The sequence below is a fragment of the Alteromonas sp. ISO5 genome (assembly GCF_058105165.1).
Map to the genome: position 1 here is coordinate 4702244 of NZ_CM176572.1, position 21626 is coordinate 4723869.

Annotated in this window: 18 protein-coding genes and 1 tRNA gene; 11 read left to right on the plus strand and 8 right to left on the minus strand. The window is 49.0% G+C overall.

Annotation, left to right across the window (positions count from 1 at the left end):
- Window positions 1-134: 134 nt before the first annotated feature.
- The 3 genes from AC2T0J_RS21290 to AC2T0J_RS21300 all read left to right on the plus strand — a co-directional run bounded on the left by AC2T0J_RS21290 (window position 135) and on the right by AC2T0J_RS21300 (window position 2955).
- Window positions 135-1418 (plus strand): nitrate- and nitrite sensing domain-containing protein, encoded by a 1284-nt coding sequence (locus AC2T0J_RS21290; protein ID WP_489807734.1) that lies wholly within the window; start codon window positions 135-137, stop codon window positions 1416-1418.
- 63 nt (window positions 1419-1481) lie between these two features.
- The gene (locus tag AC2T0J_RS21295; protein ID WP_489807735.1) at window positions 1482-1949 is read left to right on the plus strand and encodes an energy transducer TonB; all 468 of its coding nucleotides are present in this window, start codon (window positions 1482-1484) and stop codon (window positions 1947-1949) included.
- A gap of 70 nt (window positions 1950-2019) precedes the next feature.
- On the plus strand, window positions 2020-2955 hold the full coding sequence (locus AC2T0J_RS21300; protein WP_489807736.1) for a septation protein IspZ: 936 nt from the start codon (window positions 2020-2022) through the stop codon (window positions 2953-2955).
- 60 nt (window positions 2956-3015) lie between these two features.
- Here the strand turns inward: AC2T0J_RS21300 and AC2T0J_RS21305 are convergent, their stop codons facing one another.
- Genes AC2T0J_RS21305 through AC2T0J_RS21315 form a run of 3 tightly spaced genes read right to left on the minus strand, consistent with a single transcriptional unit; the run spans window position 3016 to window position 7033 of the window.
- A complete protein-coding gene (locus tag AC2T0J_RS21305; RefSeq protein ID WP_489807737.1) occupies window positions 3016-4083 on the minus strand; it encodes a lipocalin-like domain-containing protein in 1068 nt (355 codons plus the stop codon).
- Entirely contained in the window at window positions 4080-6368 is a 2289-nt protein-coding gene (locus AC2T0J_RS21310; protein WP_489807738.1) for an FtsX-like permease family protein, read from the minus strand. Before AC2T0J_RS21310 ends, AC2T0J_RS21305 begins: the two co-directional genes overlap by 4 nt.
- An 11-nt stretch (window positions 6369-6379) precedes the next feature.
- Window positions 6380-7033: an ABC transporter ATP-binding protein gene (locus AC2T0J_RS21315; RefSeq protein WP_489807739.1), complete on the minus strand. Its 654-nt coding sequence runs from the start codon at window positions 7031-7033 to the stop codon at window positions 6380-6382.
- Between the two features lie 623 nt (window positions 7034-7656).
- On the opposite strand from AC2T0J_RS21315, the gene AC2T0J_RS21320 reads away from it, so the two are divergent.
- From AC2T0J_RS21320 to AC2T0J_RS21330, 3 genes are read left to right on the plus strand one after another with little or no spacing between them, the layout of a single operon-like run.
- On the plus strand, window positions 7657-10134 hold the full coding sequence (locus AC2T0J_RS21320) for a DUF1592 domain-containing protein (protein ID WP_489807740.1): 2478 nt from the start codon (window positions 7657-7659) through the stop codon (window positions 10132-10134).
- Window positions 10103-11458, plus strand: coding sequence for a DUF1552 domain-containing protein (locus AC2T0J_RS21325; protein ID WP_489807741.1), 1356 nt, complete (start codon window positions 10103-10105; stop codon window positions 11456-11458). The genes AC2T0J_RS21320 and AC2T0J_RS21325 overlap by 32 nt, the downstream gene beginning before the upstream one ends.
- Window positions 11459-11468: 10 nt before the next feature.
- Window positions 11469-12569 (plus strand): ankyrin repeat domain-containing protein, encoded by a 1101-nt coding sequence (locus AC2T0J_RS21330; protein WP_489807742.1) that lies wholly within the window; start codon window positions 11469-11471, stop codon window positions 12567-12569.
- A 217-nt stretch (window positions 12570-12786) separates the two neighbouring features.
- On the opposite strand, the gene AC2T0J_RS21335 is transcribed toward AC2T0J_RS21330, so the two are convergent.
- The 4 genes from AC2T0J_RS21335 to AC2T0J_RS21350 all read right to left on the minus strand — a co-directional run bounded on the left by AC2T0J_RS21335 (window position 12787) and on the right by AC2T0J_RS21350 (window position 17686).
- Window positions 12787-13587, minus strand: coding sequence for a class I SAM-dependent methyltransferase (locus AC2T0J_RS21335; protein WP_489807743.1), 801 nt, complete (start codon window positions 13585-13587; stop codon window positions 12787-12789).
- A 196-nt stretch (window positions 13588-13783) separates the two neighbouring features.
- Window positions 13784-16018 carry an ammonia-forming cytochrome c nitrite reductase subunit c552 gene (locus AC2T0J_RS21340; RefSeq protein ID WP_489807744.1) on the minus strand — a complete coding sequence of 745 codons (2235 nt, stop codon included), beginning with the start codon at window positions 16016-16018 and terminating at the stop codon, window positions 13784-13786.
- A 400-nt stretch (window positions 16019-16418) separates the two neighbouring features.
- Window positions 16419-16495: transfer RNA gene (locus AC2T0J_RS21345), tRNA-Val, on the minus strand.
- A 114-nt stretch (window positions 16496-16609) separates the two neighbouring features.
- Entirely contained in the window at window positions 16610-17686 is a 1077-nt protein-coding gene (locus tag AC2T0J_RS21350) for a patatin-like phospholipase family protein (protein ID WP_489810381.1), read from the minus strand.
- A 341-nt stretch (window positions 17687-18027) separates the two neighbouring features.
- On the opposite strand from AC2T0J_RS21350, the gene AC2T0J_RS21355 reads away from it, so the two are divergent.
- Window positions 18028-18540 carry a PTS glucose transporter subunit IIA gene (locus tag AC2T0J_RS21355; protein ID WP_489807745.1) on the plus strand — a complete coding sequence of 171 codons (513 nt, stop codon included), beginning with the start codon at window positions 18028-18030 and terminating at the stop codon, window positions 18538-18540.
- Window positions 18541-18551: 11 nt separating this feature from the next.
- Here AC2T0J_RS21355 and AC2T0J_RS21360 read toward each other — a convergent pair whose 3' ends face one another.
- Window positions 18552-18983 carry an OsmC family protein gene (locus AC2T0J_RS21360; RefSeq protein WP_489807746.1) on the minus strand — a complete coding sequence of 144 codons (432 nt, stop codon included), beginning with the start codon at window positions 18981-18983 and terminating at the stop codon, window positions 18552-18554.
- 298 nt (window positions 18984-19281) lie between these two features.
- Between AC2T0J_RS21360 and AC2T0J_RS21365 the strand changes: the two genes are divergently transcribed.
- The 4 genes from AC2T0J_RS21365 to AC2T0J_RS21380 are packed head-to-tail and all read left to right on the plus strand — an operon-like array spanning window position 19282 to window position 21624.
- The gene (locus AC2T0J_RS21365) at window positions 19282-19629 is read left to right on the plus strand and encodes an ArsC family reductase (protein ID WP_489807747.1); all 348 of its coding nucleotides are present in this window, start codon (window positions 19282-19284) and stop codon (window positions 19627-19629) included.
- Complete coding sequence (gene dapE, locus AC2T0J_RS21370) at window positions 19629-20756, plus strand: succinyl-diaminopimelate desuccinylase (RefSeq protein WP_489807748.1); 1128 nt, start codon at window positions 19629-19631, stop codon at window positions 20754-20756. The genes AC2T0J_RS21365 and dapE overlap by 1 nt, the downstream gene beginning before the upstream one ends.
- Window positions 20753-21436 carry a M15 family metallopeptidase gene (locus tag AC2T0J_RS21375; RefSeq protein WP_489807749.1) on the plus strand — a complete coding sequence of 228 codons (684 nt, stop codon included), beginning with the start codon at window positions 20753-20755 and terminating at the stop codon, window positions 21434-21436. The genes dapE and AC2T0J_RS21375 overlap by 4 nt, the downstream gene beginning before the upstream one ends.
- The gene (locus AC2T0J_RS21380; protein ID WP_489807750.1) at window positions 21433-21624 is read left to right on the plus strand and encodes a DUF2897 family protein; all 192 of its coding nucleotides are present in this window, start codon (window positions 21433-21435) and stop codon (window positions 21622-21624) included. Before AC2T0J_RS21375 ends, AC2T0J_RS21380 begins: the two co-directional genes overlap by 4 nt.
- The last annotated feature ends 2 nt before the right edge of the window (window positions 21625-21626 follow it).

Consider the following 21626-nt stretch of genomic DNA (forward strand, 5'->3'; position numbering starts at 1 on the left):
TTTTGGCAAAACGCGCTATTACTGCCTATTTAAAACACAAACTGCATTCTTTGCGACCAAAGTATTACATGGGAATAAGAATTGCTTGCCTCCAAAGTTAATTTTAATAGCTGGTCTACTTTACGGAGCGCCTGATGAGCAAACACAGTGACATTACCAAGCGATTCTTATTGTCGGCGAAGCATCAGGAAATTCAGGCATTACAGCACCTGTCATCGAACTGTAGAACCGTAAAAGCGGTTAAGGACATGATCCATCAGTTACAGCGCGAACGTGGGCTCAGCAATGTTTACTTAGGCTCAAAGGGCGACCGGTTTTGTAAGCAGCGTCAGCAGCAAATAGCAGCCAGTGAGCGGTGTGAGCAGGATTTACGCAGCCTGCTGAAATCACTTTACCTTGGTCAGCAGGATAACGGCCAGTCCATGCGTTTACTCAGCAGTATCACCTTTGCCCTGCAAGGTATGGATCACCTACCCGATTTACGCAACAAAATTGCCGCTCAACAACTTACGCCTTTGGAATCCACTAACGCCTACTGCCGCTTAATTACCGGTTTACTCGACGTTGTTTTTGAGGCGGCCGATGTGGCCAGCGATCCCACCATGACCCGCTTACTGGTAGCCCTGTTTAACTTTATGCAGGGTAAAGAATATGCCGGGCAGGAACGGGCGTGGGGCGCTATTGGTTTTGCCGAAAGTCACTTCGACAGTGATCTGGGAGATCGGGTTAATGCCCTCAGTGACTCGCAGCAGCACTGCTTTGAAACCTTCGAAAACTTTGCTGATGAAGAAGAAATGCAAATGTGGCAGGGACAGCAAACCAGCGATACGGCCTCTCAAATCACTCGATTAAGAGCGATGATTCAGTCACTGGCCGCAGGCGGGGAATGCTCAGCTGAGCTCAGTGAAATCTGGTACGACATCGCTACGCAGCGCATCGATGCCATGCAGTCTATTGAAGAGCATCTGACCGACCGTCTAACCGACCAGGCTAGCCTACGCATTCAACAGGCCGAAGAAGAACTGCGCAATCATGAGCTGCTGATCGCTTCCCTGAACAGTTCGCCGCCACTTACCGATACGCCTATTACCATGCTTTATGACAATACGGTAAAGGGCCTTAAGGGTGCCGACAGAGAAGCGAATAAACTGCCCGAAGGCTCAGCCCTTTCGGCGCATAAATCGTTTTACGATCTGATTCGCGGCCAGGCTCAGCGTATCGAGGATATGGCCGACGAACTCAGTGCCGCCAGACAAGCACTCAATGAACAAAAAGTCATCGACCGGGCCAAATTGCTGTTGATGCAACAAGGCGAACTTTCTGAACAGCAGGCCTACCGCAAACTGCAAAGTACCGCCATGGAACAGAATATGCGCTTATCCGAACTGGCCCAACGGGTAGTGAGTCGTGTTGGTTGATGACACACTGCTAAAATTTTGCTATAAATCGCTGCCAACTAAATTTAGCTAAAGGATTTAGCAATGAAGAAAACCCTTTTTATCAGTCTGATTAGTCTACTCGCTGGCTGTGCGAGTAACCAACTGACCACAGATTCACAAGATAGTCGTAACAACGAAAACAACTTTGCACACCTCTCACTGACCACCGACGCCGAGTTTAATACACTGTGGACAGTTCAACGACGTGTGGATCCGGGTTATACAGCAGATGCGGCCAGAAACGGCCTGTCAGGTTGTGTAACGGTAAAATTTGTAGTGAACAGCCAGGGTAAAGCAGTGGTTCAGAAGATCACCGACTCATTTCCATTTGGTGTATTTGACAAAACAGCGATTAAAGCCATAAAGCAATGGCGCTGGCAGCCCACAGCGGCGAACACCGATAAAACACCGGCCCTGACTGAGGTTAAGTTTGATTACATGGTAGAAGGCACACAAAATAAAGCGTCAGCGGAAAAACACTGCAATATTACCCTTCCCTCTTCCTACTAAATGCACTTAATACTTTATTGGGTGCTGCCATCAGTAGCCCGTTTACGTTCATTTAACAAGGAAATCTCTGATGCGATTATGGACCTATCGACGTCCCTTCAAATATAACCACGACAACTATGAAATCCGCTATACCTTTACTATGACGACTTATACGTCGCGCCTGTACAAGGACGGAAAGGTGATTGATGAATTAACCGGTAACTTTATCGACGAGCTTAAAGTTCTTACTCACACCGTCCGTTGTGATGACGCAAACAATACGCTAAAAGTGTCGGTGGGCTACATCAACTGGCTGACCGTGGGCATTGAGGTTTACCAGGACGATAAGTGTATCTATGCCAGTCACCCGGGCAAAGATATTTACTTTGCCGATAAAACATTACAAAAACTAGCCGGTGCACAAGATACCGAAACGCTCAAACAAGAGCGCCAGCAACAAACTGACCTGTGGCAGAAAAACAAACACTCTATCTTCGCCGATATCGGCTTAGGTGCTGCGTTTTTTATAGTGTCCAAAACAACGGGCGATTTAACCGTTGCGGCATTTACCAGTATTGCTCTGGGCTTAGCTCTGGTTGTCATTCAACGTTTTGTTAAAGTTGACTTACTCGGCGGCTTTGCTGTTTTTGGTACGGTTATGCTATTGATATCCGCACTGTTATCACTCACTTTCGACAGTGAATTTTTTGTCCAGCTCAAAGGCACCATCATGGGAATTTTAGGTGCCGGTGTGCTATTAGCTGACGGCGTGTTTCGCAAGGGTAAATATTTCGCACCGCGTTTTGAGCGTTACCTTAACTCGCCGGTTAAACATCAGCCTTTCGTAATAGGGCTGAGTGTTCTAGGACTATTGATGGCAGCAATGAACTACGCCATGGCGCTGCTGCTCACCGAAAATCAGTGGTTAACCTACACCACGTTTATTGATATGCCACTGTACCTCATTTTGTTTTTTATTTTGATTTCGATAACGAGTCGTAAAACCACGCCGCAAGGTGGCTGAAGGGTATTTACCTTTCAGCGAGTGCATCAGCTAATTTTTCCCGGGCTGGACAACTTCAACTCAGTAACCGGTAAGTTCCATATAGCCCTTACCAGCATGGCTGCCGCTAAACGAAATTGCCCCTTCGTAATAGGGAAAGCGGCTGTTATTCCATTGGTCGGTTTTAAACGCTTTAGTGGTGATATCTATTTGCTGTTCGGGAATACGCACTTGCCATACAACCGGTATGTCTCGGCCTGCAACCTCACTGGTGGTAAGCGGTGAAATCTGTAGCTCATCCGGGCCCAGCGGTTGCGTCTCGCCTTGTGCACTGATTAACGTACCGGTGGTGTAAGCCTCGCTACCTTCTACGTACATGGTAAAGGCCATCAGTTTTCGGCCGTCGTCAAAGTGCAGCGAAAACCAATCCCAGCCCAACGCGTCTTCGTCGGCCAGTTGCGATGTCCACTCGTGATCGTACCAGCCTATGCCGCTAATACTGTGGGTTACGCCATCAACGGTGATCTGACCGCTGGCGTTAATAAACGGCTGGCTGTAGTAGTACGAGCGATAGCGCCCGTCACCAGTTTTAAAACTTACGCCCTGTTGGCCGTGCTTAACAAAGGGTTTGTCGGCAGTCATCGTCAGTTTAAGCGCTGCGGGGCCAGAGGTGGCGTTAAGTTCGGCGGGAAACAGCGCTGCTTCCTGCTCACTTTGCCATTGCCAGTTATCAATATAAAACGTTACCGGCACCGTGCTAAAGCTGGCAATACCCGTACCCTGCTGAGCAAATTTTTCATCAAAATAATGCTTTGTTTGCGTATGCAGGGAAGAATGCCCCATCCACACAATCCCTTCGCCCCAATTAGAGGCTAATTCAGGACGGGCAAATTTAAACAAGGTAAACTGATAATTAAACGGCTCACCGGCATCATTCTCCAACAGCAGCGTAAGGTACCACCACTCTATCTGATAGCCCTGATGCGGGGCATGGTCGGCGGGTAAAGACACGGGTTGTGTAGTGCTTACCTGTGCCTGGTTATCAGCCTTGAAGCCGCCAAACAATGAAGAACGATTGACTTGCTGAGACTGTAACGACCCGGAAAAGGCGCTGATTACAACTAACAGTATCAGCCATAGTCTGTTCATAACGCCTCCTGCTGCGAGTAAAACCTGGCCTGCAACCGGCCAAGGGGTAACGCCATGAGCAGCACCAACAGACCCAACCCAATGAACAGGCTTTGCGAAACAATGATTGGATCCAGAATTAATGGATAGGTCCAGTGAAAGGCAAAACGGTTAACCTTGTTTACCAGCAACCAGGCCAGTAATAGCGCAAATGGCAGAGCCAGCAACGCACAGCTCACCGCAATAAAACAATACTGTGAAAACAGTGATAATTTAATACGAAATGGGCTGACACCGACGCTGCGCAGCAGTAGCAGTTGCGGCTTAATATCCATTACCAGCAGCGTAATCGACACAAAAAACGATAATGCCGCCACCAACATAGTAACCAGATTTAACGTATCAGTGGTTAAAAAGGTGCGGGAGAACACCATCATGGACTGCTCAATCAGGGTACTTCGCGGGATCAGGCGCGCTGATTGACTTTGCTCGCTGAGCCAGCTTTCCAGCGCCGCCTGTTCTGAAGGGGATGCAAAGGCGGCATAAGCTGAAATCAGTTCATACTCACGAGAAAGCAGCGCCTCTGGCAGTAACACCTGCGCTTTGGGATTACCGTAATCAGGATAAACGCCAACGACTTCAAAAGCCCGTAACCCAGCGCTTAAAGGCAGGCTAACCATATCGCCGGTTTCAAGGTTTTGTCTGTAGGCCAACTGTTGGTTTATGAATACCCCGCTCTGAGCATAAAAAGCAGACCACGCATTGAGTGACTGACTATCTAGCATTAAGTACTGTTGATATTCAGCAGCATCGGGAAAACTGCGCAGCTCGATAGTTTGCCCGGTAACATGAACGTCTTTACCATACCGGGCTAGCAACGGCACTGGCGCGCCCTCCTCGGCCGACAGATCACCTGCAAAATCCGTGTAGAGATAAAACGGCGCAAACAGGCGTTGCTCAAGCCACTGCTCAGTGGCCTGTCGAAAACTGTCGACCATCACATTCATGCCGATATTGGCCGCCAGGGCAATAAAAAATGCACAGGCCGCCAGCCTGGTGCGTTGTGACAGACTCACCGCATTGTGCATACTCCAGTGCAGCAGCGGCTTTGTTGTACTTACCCGCCGCGCTACCAGGCTCATTAACTGCGGCATTAGCAACACCACCGTAGTGCAACCAGCAATCAACACCAAACCAATGTATAAAAGTGCCTGTAACTGGCTGGCTAACAACAATGCCCCCAGCGCGACTATCACTAAACCCACCACTAACCACAGCGTGTAGCCTGATTTAAACCGAACGTTAAAAGCGGCGGTTAGATAACTGCGACGGGCCAGACTATGTGCCAGACGCTGTTTAATAAGCAGGCCCATTACCAACACCGCGACGGCGCAAAACACCACGGCCAGCAATATCAAACGTGCAGCAGAAAACTGACTACCACTAAACTGACCATCCAGCAACAACCGGTAAATATTACTGAGCACCGGTGTAATAACGCTAACTAACCATGCCCCAGCAATCACGCCACAAACCGCGCCAGCCAGGGCCAGAATCAACATTTCCAGTTGCAGAACCCGTAACAATACAGCCTGACCCACTCCCAGCTGACGTAACTTCACCAGCACCGGCGTGCGCGCGGCCACCAGAAGGTTAAAGGCATTGAACACAATAAAAATGCTAACCAGCACCATCAATGCACCCATGGCCCACAGATTGAGGCTGAAACTGTCACTCAGGTTGTTGGCGGATGAAGTAAACACAAAGGGGGTTAATTGCAGGTGTGAAGGAAGGGATGCCTCCAGCAGCTTATACTGCTCGGGCGACAGCTCACCCACAACCAGCAGACCGCTTAGCGGATGGGTTTGTAGAGTGATTTCTTCGCGGTAAAACTGATTGATATCCTTAATACCGCTCAACACCGCCTGTTGTGCAAAGCTGTTTTGCTGCGACGAAGTGCGATTGGGGGAAGGTAACAGATTAAACAGCGTAACCGTATCAACCGCTAACTGCCCATTAGCGGTTTGAGTATAAGCCACTAAAAAGTCCAGCCCCTGGCGGCGAAGATCGGCATAGTCCGAGCGTTTAAGCGGTCTGTTTTCGCTGCGCGGAACGATATGAAAATTAACGGGCACATCACCCACAGAAAACTGTTTAAGCTGAGAGGACGCCCCGGCGTTGATCAGTGTAACTGCAGTCAGGCCGGCACTGGCAATAAAGATCGCCACGATGATCAACAAGGGCTCCCAAAACCTTTGCCGATAAGTAGCCAGTTGAGTTTGCAGTGCCAGGGTAAGGATTCGCATGGCCTGTTAAATCACACTTGTATCAACCGGCCCTGATGCAACCGGTACTGCGTTTGTGCGCGTCTGGCAACATCGCCACTATGGGTTACTACCACTAACGACGCGCCCTGCTCCTGACAGTAATTAAACAGCAATTGGCTCACTACCTCGCTGGTTTGTTCATCAAGGTTTCCTGTAGGTTCATCAGCAAGCACCACATCAGGCAGGTGATTAAGGGCGCGAGCTATAGCAACCCTTTGCTGCTCACCTCCGGAAAGCATACTGACCGGTGCGTTATGCCGTTCCGCCAGTCCCAGATTATTCAATAAGGTTTGCTGCCGAGAGGCCTCGTAATTACCTTTTAAACGAGCCGTAAAGGCGATGTTATCCCACACATCGAAACAATCGAGCAAATTGAACTGTTGAAAGATAACGCCAAGATGATGCATACGAAATTTATCGGCCGCCTCCTGAGAAAGACTCTCGAAAGGATGCCCGGCAATCACTATCGAGCCACTGTCGGCCCTTTCAAAGCCAGCCAATAGCGCCAGTAAGGTAGATTTCCCGCAACCGGATGCCCCCTGAATACTCACCGATTGGCCAGCGGCCACTTCTAACGAGAGTTTATCGATAATGGGCGAAGTCGCGTTCGGATATTGTTTTGAGAGGTTAGCTACTGCGATCATTATTCGCTTTAATTCCTTAATTGACCTTACCTCACGAGACGCTGAGCCCCCTTTTTAACGTAAGTTAATCTATTTTAGTTTAATTACAAGCTAACCCGCTTTATCAATAAAGCAATTTTCAGTAATAAAGACTCTCTAACGCTAAATTAAGTGCCACCACTGTCTGACAGTTCACTATGATCAAGCGACCCTGCTCGTCCCAAATTTTGCCGCGGTATTCGCATAGTCATTGGCAGCAAAGGTCGCGCGCCCCTGCCCTGCTCACCAGGCCAACCGGGATAAGTTACCTGCCATTGGTTATCGCTTTAACGGCAGTCATGCCCGCAATCAACTGATCTATAAGGTGCATAGGTCTTTTGCTTGTTGTTACCGGTTATCAGAATGACAATGGCTGCGTAATACGAATACGTTATCGGTATCTGATTGTTTTAAACTAAGTATCAGATAGTTAGGGAAGACGAACCGCTCATTGCCGCCGCTCTCCCTTTCAGCACACACAAACTGATAACATCCCACTGTGATAACCTTCTGATTAGCAAGAGATTTGGCATGCAAAGTGCTTCTTCCACTGACTTATTCGTGAAACGCACTGTTAGCACTGCAGTTGCGCAAAGAGAGTGCAAATGGTCCTTAATATCTCCCCAAAGCTGAGCTTTCCCTTACGGCGTTCCGGCCTTTTTCTGACTTGCTGGTTATTCGCTCTGGGATTGAGTCCTTATTCCTTTTCCCAGGCGCAGGTATTTACCCGTGATCTGGCTGCCGATATCATCGACGACCGATGCGAAACCTGCCACAACGATTATGAGTTTGCCGGCAACTGGTCTGTCGCTGATATTCATGTGAGCGATTTAACCAAAGGCAAAAATCAAAAGCTCTGGGAAGGCATTCTAAAATCGGTCGCCATGGGCGATATGCCTCCAGCCGATAAAAAACAACTAACCACACAGGAAAAAACAGCCTTTCTGGACTGGCTGGAAGGTTCGCTGGATGATTACAGTACCGCGAATCCTAATCCGGGGAGAGCAACTATCAGGCGATTAAACCGCGATGAATATGCCAGATCTGTGCGCGATCTGCTGGCGCTGAATGTGGATATTGCCGACTCACTGCCCGGTGATGATTCTGGCTATGGTTTCGATAACAACGCCGATGTACTGGGTGTTTCCACCACACTGCTTGAACGCTACCTATTCGTCGCTGGCAAACTAAGCAGGCTGGCTACCGGTACTGCTGGCGAGTCAGCCGGAAAAGAGAGCTACGTAGTCCCCAAGGACGGCCCGGTAAAAAATAGTGGCGTTCCTGCATTTGATTTACGCATGAATGATAACCTTCCGCTAGACTCCAGAGGCGGCGGTAGTTTCGATTTCTATGCACCGGTGAGTGGCCGTTACGAAATAGCCGGGTATTTAAATGCCAATACCAACAACGAAGTAGACCGTCTGGATATTCATCGTTATAGCCATACGCTGGAACTGAGTGCCGGCAGTCATCAGATTGGCATGGCGTTTCGTAAAAATCTGGCCCTCAGTGAGCATGTGCCGACCATTCGTAAAGGCACAGACTACGTAGTATTACCGGACAGAAAACCAACCGAACTGGATCTGGATTTTATTATCGATGGTGCTCGCCGTCATTCCACCAAAGTCCTCTCATACCACATGTCAGCACGCTTTTCACAAGCTACATTTTTGCGTGACGTGCTGGAAATAGAAGTCATAGGGCCATTTAACTCAGGTAGTACTCCTGCGTCTTCTGAAACCGCCAGTACCCGTAAAATTTTTAGTTGCCTGCCCGGCTCTAAGTCTTCTTCAGCGTCGGAACTGAATTGTGCCAGGCAGATCATCAGTAAATTATCCGCAGAAGCATATCGCCGCCCGGTTACCGACGCGGATATCCAGCCATTACTGGCCATTTTTCAGCGCGCCCGGGAGGATGTAAACTTTCGCGCCAGCATTGCCACCACTCTGCAGGCTCTGCTGGTGTCACCCCAATTTTTATACCTGCAGGAAACTCCTCCGGCCCATGTGACGCCAGGCAGTATTTACCGCATCAGTGATATGGAGTTCGCCGCCAGACTGGCCTTATTTTTGTGGAGCAGTCTGCCGGATAAAGAACTCACAGTACTCGCTACGGCCGGAAAATTAAGAGAACCTCAGATCCTCAGACAACAGCTAGAACGCATGCTGGCGTCAGACAAAGCCAATGCGCTAACCGATAACTTTGCCGGGCAATGGTTGTATTTGCGTAACCTGCCCTACCATTTTCCTGATGTTTTTGAGTTTCCGGAGTTCACTATCCCACTGCGACACTCCGTTAAGCGCGAAACAGAACTGTTCTTTACCCGTATTCTGCAAGACGATTTACCGATATTCGATTTTTTAAACGCCAATTACAGTTACCTTAATGAGCCTCTGGCTAAACATTATGGTATCGACGGCGTTAAAGGCTATGCACTGCGCAAAGTTTCCTTAAGCGAGCAGTCTCATCGCGGTGGATTGTTGGGCCAGGCAAGTATATTAACCCTCACGTCTAATCCTAATCACACATCGCCAGTAAAGCGAGGCAAGTGGATCCTGGATAATCTGCTTGCCGCCAGCCCTCCGCCACCGCCACCGGACGTGCCGGCACTGGTGGCCGAGCACGATGGTATGGCGCTATCGGCCAGAGAACAGTTAAAGCGGCACCGCGCCGATCCGGTGTGTGCCGCCTGCCATGTGCGCATGGATCCGCTCGGTCTCGCCCTGGAGCAGTATGATGCCGTAGGTGCATTCCGTACCCGTTATGCCAACCAGGCCATTGATGTTTCAGCCACCATGCCCGATGGCACGCAATTTGAGGGCTTAAGCGGCCTTCACGATGTGCTGTGGGATAGACGGGAGCGCTTTACCCAGGCCTTTATCGACCGCCTGCTCACCTATGCGCTTGGCCGCGGATTAGAAGCCTACGATCAGCCCGTCATCCGCACCATCGCCAGACAAGCCAGTCAAGATGATTACCGCATACACAGCATTATCGAAGCGGTGGTTACCAGTACGCCATTTAACTTTAAAAAAGCACCAGAGGCAGCAAATGAACCACAACAATTCACTAAAGCGCCGTAATTCAGCGTTATCTCGCCGCACCTTTTTAAAAGGCCTGGGCGTTAGCATGGCGCTGCCGGTGATGGAATCATTGGTGCCTGCTGCCATGGCCAAATCCCTGGAGCAACGCCCCAAGCGGATGACCGTTTTTTACTCTCCTAACGGCGTAAGAATGCAGCGCTACACGCCAGCAACTGCAGGCAAACATTACGCGATGACGCCCATTTTAAAGCCCCTTGAAAAAGTGCGTGATACGTTTTCGGTCATCTCGGGGCTGGCTCATTACCAGGCCAGTGCGTTTGGTGCACCACCGGCCGGACATGGACGCAGTTGCCCGGCCTTTTTAACCGGAGTTCATGCCAAAGCGACTGAAGGTGCCGATATTCAGTGCGGTATTTCTGCCGATCAGGTAGCCGCCAGTTACTTCGCGAAAGACACGCAACTCGCCTCGCTGGAGTTGGGTATCGAGCCCCCCAGTTTAATGGGCAGCTGCGATATTAATTACAGTTGTACCTATACCAACACCATTTCCTGGAAGAGTCCTACTCAGGCATTACCCGCCATGGTTGCCCCCAGCGATGTATTTGAACATCTCTTTGGCGACGGCAATAAAATCGACGAGCAAACCCGCCAGATGCGACTGGCGCATAAAAGCAGCATCCTTGATTTTATTAGCGATGAAGCCAAGCGGGTGAATAAACGCTTAGGCATCAACGACCGGCATAAAATGGACCAATATCTGGAGTCCGTGCGCGATGTAGAACGGCGCATTGCCAACGCCCGGAAAACATCTATCGAAATGGATTTGGAAGGTCTGTCGGTGCCGGCTAACATCCCAGCCGACTACGAAGAACACGTGAAGATCATGCTCGACCTTCAGATGCTCGCATTACAAACGGATATGACCCGGGTTAGTACCTTTATGCTCGGCCGTGAGCTGAGTAATCACGCCTATAATAATCTGGGTATACCCGATGGACACCATGCCCTGAGCCACCATGCAAATATCCCGGAGAAAATCGATAAGCTGGTCAGGATTAACACCTATCACATGCAGCTGTTTGCCGACTATCTGGAAAAAATGGCCAGCATCCCGGACGGTGAATCAAACCTGCTCGACAATACCTTTGTGATTCGAGGTGCCTGTATTGGTGAGTCTAATGAGCACGACCATATGGATCTGCCCATTCTTCTGGCTGGTGGTGGTCTCGAAGGAAACCGCCATATTGCCGCCCCAAAACATACACCAATGTGCAACCTGTTGCTCTCGGTATTGCAACAAATGAATGTGCCTGTCGACAGCTTTGGCGACAGTACCGGGCCGCTGGACGGTTTGATTGCCTGAGGAGTAAGAAATGAAATCAATCATTAATCACCCGGTTAAAGCTCTGCTGGTTGCGCTGGGCATTGTTGCGTTATTGGCCTGTCAGTCAGAGTCACAGCGAACAAATGTGAAACCTGCGCTATCCAGCCAGCAACATGATAGCTTGCTCACCCAGGCCAAACAGGCCATTCTTGCTTCTGATATTAGCCGACTCGCTGAGCTTAGCAGCCGGATTGACGTTAATCGCCCGTTACCTGATAACGCCAGTTTGCTGGCCTGGGCAGTGGAAACGCAGGATCCGGCCATGGTAAATCTGTTATTAGAAAGCGGCGCCAACGCTAATCCAACCGGTGGTAACCGTTTTACGCCTATCATCCAGGCGTGCCGTTACGGCAACCCTGTGATCATTAGTGCTTTACTGGCATCCGGCGCAAATCCTGGTAACACAGTAGAAGACGGTACCACTGCATTCCACCTGTGTGCGGGCTCAACTAACAGTGAAGTGTTGGCTAAGATGGTAAGCCTTGGCGCTGATATCCATGCCACCAATCAATATGGCCAAACCGCGCTAATGTTTGCCGCTGATCAGGGAAATACTGGCAACCTGTACTACCTGGTCAACGCCGACGCCGACATCAACAAGCAAACACTTGAAGGCTATAGCCCGTTGTTTTTCGCTATTAAAAGCCAGGATCTCAGCACTGCTCAGGCTGCGATATTACTGGGGGCCGACGTATTTGCAGCCGCCCGTGACGGCACCACAGCCACCCAGCTTGCTGTGTATGCCAAAAACTTTGAATTTTTAAACTGGTATCTCGGCCAACTCACAGAATTAATGGATGAACAAGCCATTGAAACCGTTCTAACGGCCTTCGATCGGGATGGTTATCAACTGCTCCACGCTGCCGTTAAAGCAAATCAGCCTGGGTTGGTTGCAGCGCTGCTCGCCCTTGGCGCAAACCCTGGTCAGCGCAGTGAACCTTCAACTCTGACCTGGCGCTATGAAGCCAACTTTAAAACGGAAAACTATATTCCACCCCAGCTGACGCCCATAGAAATTGCAGAGCAAAATAACTTTTCACAAATTGCCACCATGCTACAAAAAGAAGACTCGCCACTGGCTGGTATTTAATAGCGGGCCGTAAGGCCCGGTAACCAACATGTTACAGTTGCTGAGAACAACATGATTGCCTGCCGTCTCTGTCGTAACACCTGCAAAGAGCTAAAAAGACAGACCAGGCATACATACCTTGTCGCTGCAGCATTTAGCTGTTTAGTACGAGTTAAAAAGGTATTTTCTGCCAGAAACCGTCAAACCATCTCTACCTGAATGACTTCGACTTCGCCGGTTATTTGCCAAATTTAAAAATAAAGCGATCGGTTTTGCCACGAATATCAGGTGCAAAGACCGATTTTTGCAAATCATCTTCCGGATTACGCAAATAAAACGCCTCTTCTATTAAATTAAAGCCTGCGGTTTCAAACTGGTACTTAATAATATTGGGATCAATACGATGAATAGTGTTCGCGGCGTGAATACCTGAGCCCGCCCTGGCACTGTGATCAATAATGACGACCACACCATCGTCTTTAAGAATGCGTTTAAAGGTACTAAGCACTGGCATGTAATCAACAACCTCGTCGCGGAAAGTCATTACATTTCCATCGCGGACAGTATCGGTGAAATACATATCGTGATAGCCCAACGCGGCAAAAATAATATCCACCGAATTGTCAGGAATTGGCATTTCAGCAAGTGCAACGTTGTCCAGTCTTACCACATTGGGCAATCTGTTATCCTGGGTGCGTTTGATGATATCTTTTTGCGCAAATTGCCAGTAAACACGGTCATTTTGCATATAAACGGTACCTGTTTCCCCCACAGCTTTTGAGAAAAGTTCGGTGTACCAACCACCGCCAGCAAAAAAGTCCAGCACCACGTCACCCTGACCAACGCCTGTAAAAGAAAGCACTTGCGCCGGCTTTCTGGCGTCATCCCGCTTGCTGTCTTCCTGCGGCCTTTCACTGGCACTAATAACATCATTAATTTGCTGTTGGGTTAAAGGTGCGCTGGCAGCCTGAATTTGAAAAGACGTCGCTGAAACGGTAAGGATAAAAGCAACGGATTTGCAGAGACTACCTGTGAACATACTGTTTTTCATTGAACTTAGGCCCAAATCGCTAAATAGACGCACAAGATTATCCTCGACTGTTCAGTGTGTGTACAAAAAACTGTAACAGAACAATTCAAATGTCGAGTAGCTTCACTGCGTTGGTAATTTAACGGTCAGGGTTCATTTACTGTATATAAAATTCGAACCTGGAAAGCCAAAGTGTTCAGTAAGTTCATAAATACTGTTTTATTTGTCGTAGTAATTGGTCATCAGGGTAGTATTGCCCAAGAAGAGATAAAGCATTACTGAGCGACTCTCTATCTTTTGTCTGAAACGCATACTTAACCAACGTGACAATGGTGTCATAATCTGTCGGCCACCGTTCTGTATTCATAGTAAGGGCTTCGATTGCTTGTTTTGTTTGCCCGGTTTGCCAAAGTGCAACGCCGTATACAAAGCCAAATCTAGCCATTGCATCCTCGCCCTGAGCTGCCCGAGCCAGATGCGGTAGTGCTGCCTGATAGGCTTTTTCCCGGATCTTGTGTAACCCATATGCAAACTGGACAGCTGCTGAATCAGCACCATAACGAAGTGCTTTTTCATAAAGTTCTGCGGCGCCATCGGCATTTCCCATACTGCGCATTAAATCAGCATAGCCCAGCAACGAAGGCAGATTCGATGGTTCAATCGCCAACGCAGCATCAAAGGCATGTTTGGCAGCTACAATATCACCCTGAAATAAAGCCAGTTGTGCCAACCCAAGATTGGCGGCCGGATTATCAAGCCCTGACCTCAACACATTTTTATATTCCGCCATCAACGGGTTTACCGCGGCATGATTTTTTAACGTATCAGGCGGTAACGACAATAATATACTGGCAACTTCCATCCGAACCGACTTTTGTTCATCGTTGATCAATTCGCTTAGCAATGATTTCTGCACTGTCGGCGGGAGTGACAAGGCAGCATTAGCGGCCCCTCGTCGGGCTATGGGATCATCCGACTTAGCCAGCTTACGCGCAGCCTTAATTGCTTGTTCAGGTACCAGGGTTACCAGTTTGTTAAGTAGCGCGACCTGTTGTAAGGAAGGTAAATCATCCGCCAAAATAAGGGCATTTGCACCGGTTACCGCATTTGTATCTGAGTCAGCCAACGCCTGGTTAATCGCCGCCCAATCTCCATGGGTATCTGGTGCTGCCCCTTTACGTTTCGGCCAGCTTTCCAGCGCTTGTATTAACCACTCTTGTGACGCATCCTGATGGCAACTGGTACAGGCTGAACCGCTGTTTGCGTGTTTAGCTGAGGGGCGGTGAAAACGATGATCTCGCCTGGCATCAACGCCCATGTATACACGCTCCGGCATATGGCAACTCAAGCAGTCTGCATTACGATGACCATTGGTGTGAGTGGACGTTGCAAAGGTCTCAGCCTGATGGCAGGTCAGACATACCTGAGGCCCCGGTAAGATTGTTTGCCCCGAGTGAGGATCGTGACAATTGGTGCAGGTTACCCCGGCCTGAGCCATTTTACTTTGTAAAAAGGAGCCCAGGATAAAAACTTCATCGTGAATTTGACCATCGTTAAAATAAAGCGGCTCATTGATACCATCGAGCTGATATTGCTGATGAAATGGTTTACTCGTATCCGGTGCACTTAACTCAGCCCGGCGGGCATGGCAACCGCCACAGGTATCACGTGCCAGCGATGGCCCCTGCGAGGCGGTCTTCGGCCGGGCGATAGGATCACCCTGATTAAAATGAAACTCCAGTTGTTTACCCAATGCCTGTAGCCCTGAGCCCTCGGTCAAAGCCGGGTTAGCTTTTACCAGCTTAATATGCTTCTCCCCCGGCCCGTGACAACTCTCACACGCAACGTTCACATCAATCCAGTTTGAATTGAATGTGCCGGAATCTGAGTCATAGTTTTTGGAGAAAGCTGTAGAATGACAAGCCCCACAACGGCTATTCCAGTTTTGATAATATCCGGTCCAGAAAAACGGATGTTCAGGATCGGTAACGTCGTCATCCTGTAGCTGATACCAGCGCTGTCCCCCCTGCTCGGCAGGCCGACTATCCCAGGCAACATCAAAAGCTTGTAAGCGCCCGTTACCAGTATCCAGTAAATATTGCTGGAGCGGACGATAGCCAAAGGTGTATTTAACTAAAAACCGCGCAGTTTCGCTGTTTGCATCAGTTGTCTCAACATAGTATCGGCCATTTTCGGTGAAAAAACGGCTGGTACGTTTACCTGCGCTAAAGGTGACATCACTAAAGTCTCCCAGGACTAACTCAGCCGTTGTTGGTAACATACTGTTGGCATGGTCGGAGCTTGCCCACAATGTCGCCTCCCGCTCATGGCAAGACACACAGAGTTGCGCACCGACATACCCTTCAAACGGTATTGCCATGCAGCTATAAAACATCAGCCACAGCGCAATAATTTTTACACCCGACAACCTGTGAATCACTGAGTCCCTCAATCATTTATTGAAACGGGTCCCTTTTTTACATTTATCCTTCGGGTTTTCAACTTCTTTTACGCCTTGAACAGCTATGAGCTAGTACAACTAATGGCAATTACACAGAATGTGTTACAGGCTCGGCTTTGTTGGCTACAAAATGTCGTGTGCACACAACGCCACCGCTATTCAGTGACAGATAGGTGCCTTTATAAATGGTAACGTGGTCACGAGCTGTAACCATCAGAGACCAAACTAACAGCACTCTTATGATTTTAAGGAGTATCCACAAAGCATGAAAAAATATAATAAAAGTACGTAATATGGGATTTTTTATGCCGTTAGTAACTGAGCAAATAACAAATATTACATAACCAATGGCTGAACGACTTTTTTGGAGAAAAATAGATGGTGCGTCTACCCTGATTCGAACAGGGGACCTCTACCATGTCAAGGTAGCGCTCTAACCAACTGAGCTATAGACGCAAATCTGAACGCCGGTGATTACCGAGTGGCGCGTATAATAGCGATGCCCCTGTCACTGTGCAAGCAGAAATTGCAAGAAAGACTCTAATTGCCTGTAGTTTAACCAATCACAAACTAACTTGCCCGGCACAAGAAAGGCAAAGGCTGGATAACATCCATTATACTGCCCTTGCGATAGATATTAGCAAAACATTCACCTAAACGGTCTGACTCGCTGATTACCGTTTGCCAGTACTTAATGCGAGTGCTGGCATCCAGCTTTTCGAAGTCTTTTCGGTCCGGAATTTTACCATAGGGTAAGGATGCCACAAATTCATCAGATGGCACCAGCATCACCACATTGTCGAAACTGCTAGCGTGGGGAATACGTCGTTTCAGGGCTTTGTCAAACCAACCGGGAATTGCCCGAGGATAAAAATGCGGATACAACACCAGACCGTCCTGAGGACCGAACGATAAATCAAAGTGATAATCGATAATCCCGCCGTCGCGGTACATTCCCTCTGGCGCAGCCACCATACGCTCTACCCCGTCAATCACCAGAGGAATCGAGCCAGACGCTAACAGTGCATCCTTAACGTTATTAAAGCCCAGCTCAATATATTCGGTATTTAACTCATAGGGATCAGTAATATGCAACTCACTGTCCGGGGCCGAAAAAACACTGCGGGTATACAGCCTTTTAAGTAAACGGCGATTCATGGTGTTCGCGGCCGCACTCACGCCCAACCCCAGCATCTGGCGATATCTGCCGTAATGTTGCATTAAGCCATGGCAGCGAGCGGCAATGACATGTAACTTGAAACGTCTGTTAGTCAATACCTCCATCACACCATTACGCCCCATCACATAATCAATCAGCTCACGGGCTTTATACGTGATCTCGGCAGAATTCGGCCTCGGAGAATACACCGTTTGAGAATAATTCTCGGCCAGCCGGTTGATGGCGGCAACCGGATCGCGCTGCACAAAACACGCAGAACGAAAAGCGCCGGCGGAGGATCCAATAACATTTACCGGTTGTTTAGAAGCGGCAAAAAACGCCGGAAACAGGATACGGTCGATACCGGCCAATACAAACCACTTTGGGCCACCAGAGGCGCCCAGCACATGAGAGAATAACGCGGGCGTCAGCCCGTGTTCACGAATACGTGCCAGTGCGGTTGGCCCGGCGTAAATGGAGAGCGACATTCCCAAAACGGTATGTACCTGTACGGTGAAATTATGATTTTATTACGCAATCCTACCCTAATGGCCTAATCACGTAAATTGCCCCGAGGTACAGGTTTTAAGCACCGTAAAAAGTTGTGAAAAAGTCTGGATTCCTACTCTGATTTATGCACATCTACATACTGAACATATATTATACAGAAAGATAAAATCATTAATTTCATCAACTTACAAGTTACCACATAACTACTCAACAAAGTTATCCACAGATATAGTGGATAACCTTAGTCTGGCTAAATAACGCTTGGGTTCGTTTTTTGATTAAGGTATAAATGGTGGGGAATTTAGTCACCCGGCCATGTATGACCTTCTCAATTGCAAAATCGCTCATTTATTCTGCGCCCGCCTCCGGTGAAGCGGTAATGCGGCTCAATGCACCTGCGACCGGCGAAGTTCTTCGGCTCGATGAATTGCCTCATCCGCTACTTCAGGCTGGTCTGCTGGGTACCGGCGCAGCTATTAAAATGACAACCGGTGAAGTGAGTACTCCAGTTGCCGCCGTGGTACACAGTATTAATATTGCCAAAGCGCAATTAGTGTTGGTGCATTCCAAAGGCCTTAAACTCCAGTTGCAAATTGGCCAGCCAGGTGAGATCAGCTACGGTGAGAGACTGCGATGGCTGGTAAAACAAGGTCAGCAGTGTGAAGCCGGTAGTCCATTAATACAATGCGATCCGTTGTGGATAAAACAACAGGACGCACTTCCGGTGTGCGTCCTTACCTTATTGAATGCTGGCAAGCTCAGTGCCATCGTATTGACCTCCGATCCGAAGATCAGAATGAATGACGAAGACTTTCTGACCCTTTACGCCTGATACAAAACCCACTATTTATTCAGCGTGTAAGTCAGGGTAATATCGGCATTCAGTACTTTTGAAATCGGACAGTTTTCTTTTGCTCCACTGGCAATTTCCTTAAACTGTTGTTCCTCAATGCCATCGACTACCGCATCAAGTACCAGGTCTGATTTTACCACGCTGAATCCATCGCCATCTTTTTCCAACGTCACATGTGCTTCCACTGAAAGTTCGCCATCCTCGAAGCCCGCGTCGGCAAGTGCAAACGATAAGGCCATGGCAAAGCAGCTGGCGTGGGCACTGCCCAGCAACTCTTCCGGATTCGTCCCGGGCGCATCTTCAAAGCGGGTGTTAAAACCATAAGGCTGATTTTGCAGCGCGCCGCTCTGGGTACTGACTTTGCCTTTCCCCTGTTTACCCAGTGGCTGATAGTGTGCAGATGCCGTTTTCACAATGCTCATCGTTGACCTCCGATAGTCTGTTTTGAAGCCGGCGCTGAATCGGCCGGTAAAAATGATGTATAAGTTAGGAAGCATGCACCATGCCGATGTGAGTTAATGCCCTACACGCCTTTATTGGCAAGCAATAAGGTTAACCATGAACTATCAAATAGTTAAAATCCGCCGGCTGTCTGTGTCATAATTACCGGCATTGCACAAAATTTTCATACTGGCAGTGGCCTCTTCGCCCGGCAGATTTTACAGCTCGAGATGGTCAGGATAGACTTGCCAGCATTTATCGATTCAACGAGGCAACAGCATGACGGTAGTGATGTACGGTATCCCAAATTGCGATACCATCAAAAAAGCAAAAAACTGGTTAACTCAGCACGATATCTCTTTCACTTTTCACGACTATCGCAAACAAGGTGTGCCTCAGGATGTGCTCTCTGAAGCGCTTAATGAACTGGGCTGGGAAAACGTGCTGAACAAGCGTGGCACCACTTACCGCCAGCTCTCCGACGAACAAAAAGCCAGCCTGTCGGCATCTACCGCTTTGGCACTACTGATAGAAAACCCGGCAATGATTAAGCGCCCCTTACTGGTTGCCGATAACGCCATGCATCTGGGCTTTAAACCAGCGCAGTACGAGGAGATTTTTAGCTAATGACCGACGTTCTCGAGTTAACCAAAGCGCTGATTAATCGACGTTCTGTGACCCCTGAGGACGCGGGTTGTCAGGACTTTATGAAAGCCTGGCTGGCCGAGTCAGGATTCGAAAATGAAACCATGGTGTTTGAAGATACCACCAACCTATGGTCCCGTCGCGGTACCGATGGCCCCGTGTTTTGTTTTGCCGGTCATACCGACGTGGTGCCCAGTGGTCCCGAAGATGCCTGGCAAACACCACCGTTTGTGGCAACCGAAAAAGACGGTAACCTGCATGGCCGCGGCGCAGCCGATATGAAAGGCTCATTGGCCGCGATGCTCGCGGCTACCAAACAGTTTGTGGCAGATTATCCGGATCACCATGGCAGCATTGCTTATTTAATTACCAGTGATGAAGAGGGCCCTTTTATTAATGGCACTACACGGGTTATCGATACACTGGAAGCACGCAATGAAAAAATCACCTGGTGCGTGGTGGGCGAACCCTCCAGTACCGATATTGTTGGCGATGTGGTAAAAAATGGACGTCGTGGCTCGCTCACCGGTGATTTGGTGGTAAAAGGCATTCAGGGACACGTGGCTTACCCGCACCTGGCCCGTAATCCTGTGCATCAGGCGGCACCGGCCCTCGACGAACTGGCTCAAACCCACTGGGATGATGGCAATGCGTTTTTCCCTCCCACCAGTTTTCAAATCTCCAATATTCACGGAGGTACCGGCGCCGGTAATGTGATCCCCGGCGAACTGCATGTTTGCTTTAACTTCCGCTTTTCAACCGAAGTCACCGATAAGCAGCTGATTGCCCGGGTTGAAGAAATACTCGATAAACATGCACTGGCGTACGAGATAAAGTGGACCTTTAACGGTCAGCCATTTTTAACCGATCATGGTGATCTGTTAACCGCTACGCAAAAAGCCATTGCCAGTGAAATGGATTTTGACACCTGTTTATCGACTGCAGGTGGTACTTCAGATGGTCGTTTTATCGCGCCTACCGGTGCTCAGGTAGTTGAATTGGGGCCGGTGAATGCTACCATCCATAAAATAGACGAACATGTGCGGATTAAAGATCTGTATCATCTGGAGCGTATTTATTATCGCCTGCTGGAAAACCTGCTGACATGAACCTGGAACAAGCCTGGCTGGGGCGCGATGACAGCGCTCTGATTACTGTAGATGAACAGCATCGGCTGCTGCCGGCGGTTGCCGAGGCGTTTATTGCCATGCAACAGCAGGCCCGGAAGGCAGGCCAGGATATGCAAATCATTAGCAGCTATCGTAACTTTGACCGCCAGCTGTCTATCTGGAATCGCAAATGGCGGGGCGAATTGCCACTTTATAACCATCAGGGCGAGCAACTGGATGTAGCGTCCTTGTCAGATGAAGATAAGGTATACGCAATACTTATCTGGTCGGCCCTGCCTGGTGGCAGTCGTCATCACTGGGGCACCGATCTGGATGTCTACGATAAAGCCACGGTAGATGCCTGTGGCGGCCAGTTCGATTTGGTTGATGCTGAATACCGCCAGGGTGGTCCATGTTATGCGTTAGCTCAGTGGATGGATAGGCACCTGGCAGACTTTGGTTTTAGCCGGCCCTTTTTGCTGGATAACGGCGGTGTTGCCACCGAATTATGGCACCTTACTCACCGTAGCAGCGCGGCAGAGTTTGAGGCCAGTCGCAATCAACAGGCACTTTATGAATGCTTAAGCAACGCCCCCATGGAAGGTAAATCCACGGTGCTGGCCATGCTGGACAAGTTATTTAGCCGTTTTGTTCTAAATCAGGGAATACAACAGCGATGAGTATGTGGGTCGTTATTGGCATTATTGTCGGTGTACTGGGGATTATAATAAGCAATATAATGTTGCTGAAATACAGCGCAAAATTCAAAATGCCGAAAGCCTATACGCCACCGGAGGCCCCCGGTAAAAAGCAGGCAGAAGCGGATAACAGTGAAAAGCCGGAGCAAAAGCGCTCCGGCCAGGACTAACC